At 48.4% G+C, this 1,274-nt stretch carries 1 protein-coding gene; it reads right to left on the reverse strand.

What is annotated here, in order from left to right; genetic code table 11:
• Window positions 1-67 precede the first annotated feature (67 nt).
• Window positions 68-1,213, reverse strand: a complete 1,146-nt coding sequence (locus R8N28_RS25330; RefSeq protein WP_318183675.1) for an AI-2E family transporter — start codon at window positions 1,211-1,213, stop codon at window positions 68-70.
• Window positions 1,214-1,274 lie beyond the last annotated feature (61 nt).

A 1,274-nucleotide genomic window follows, 5' to 3' on the forward strand; every position in this document is an offset into this window, starting at 1 on the left:
AGAAACAAACCGCTGCAGGGCAACGGTTTATTTTATTCGGTCAATGAGAAGGTATTACCTTGGTAATTTAAATACCGGCACCATGTCCAGATTCTGTTTGTTCCTCTTCTTCTTTGAGTTCAGCCATTTCTTCTTGCTGCTGTGCTTTCTCGATGCTCAACCACCAAACGAACAACTCATACCAAATCGCCAGAATAACCGCACCTAGGAACAGGCCAACGATGCCGTAGAAAAGCATACCGCCGATGGCCCCAAGCAGAATCACAGGCATTGGTACGTCTACACCTCGGCCCATAAACATTGGTTTTAGTAAGTTCTCAGACAGCGCACCGACAACCGCCCACACGGTAAACATGGTCGCGGTTGTGCTGTCTTGCGTCATGTACATGTAGCCAATCACTGGCAATACGGCAAGCAGCGCAGGAAGCTGAGCGATACACAAAATCATCAGAATCAGAGTGAGCAAACCAGCAGCAGGAACGCCAAATACAAAGAAGCCAGCACCGATCAATAGCGCTTGAATCGCAGCCACACCAACTACGCCCAGCAGCACGCTTTTAATGGTCGCGGCGATAAGCGTTGTCCAGCTTTTCGCGTTTTCGCCAGCGGTACGGATCGCGATAGTTTGCAGGCCCGATGCCAACGACTCTGAATACGTCATAAAGCCAGCAGCGATAGCCAGTGACAAGATAGACAGCAACAAGCTACCTAACACGCCGCCAACCATGCCAAGCAAAGAGGTTAATGCTGACTTGATTTGTGGCATAAAGGTTTGTATTGCTTGCTCTAAGTTAGTCGCAAAGAGCGTCCATAATTCATAAAGTTTGTCACCCACAAGAGGCCAATCAGCAACAGAAGCTTTAGGTCCAGGGATTTTCACCTGACCATTTTGCAGTACGTCCAACGCGTGTGTTGCACCATCCACGATAGAGCCCGACACCATCACTAGTGGCGTTACCAGCAGGGCGATACCCAGCAGTGCGATTGTCGTGGCAGCCAAGCCGCGTCTACCGCCGTAAGCGCGTTGCAGTTTTTTGGTCAGTGGTAGTAGCGCTACCGCGATGATGGCACCCCAAATCACTGGAAGGATGAATGGCCTGATGATGTCGTACGTAAACATCAGCAATACGAAGATCAAGCCAATACGTATCGCTGATTCCACCATGTTACTGATGAAAAGCTTACTTTCATTTCTTTCCGATTGTTTATCCATTTTTGTTTACCTGATGATCAATGTTAGAACTGACGAGACTTGAAACAACAATCGCCATATA

The sequence above is a fragment of the Vibrio sp. Vb1554 genome, assembly GCF_033344235.1.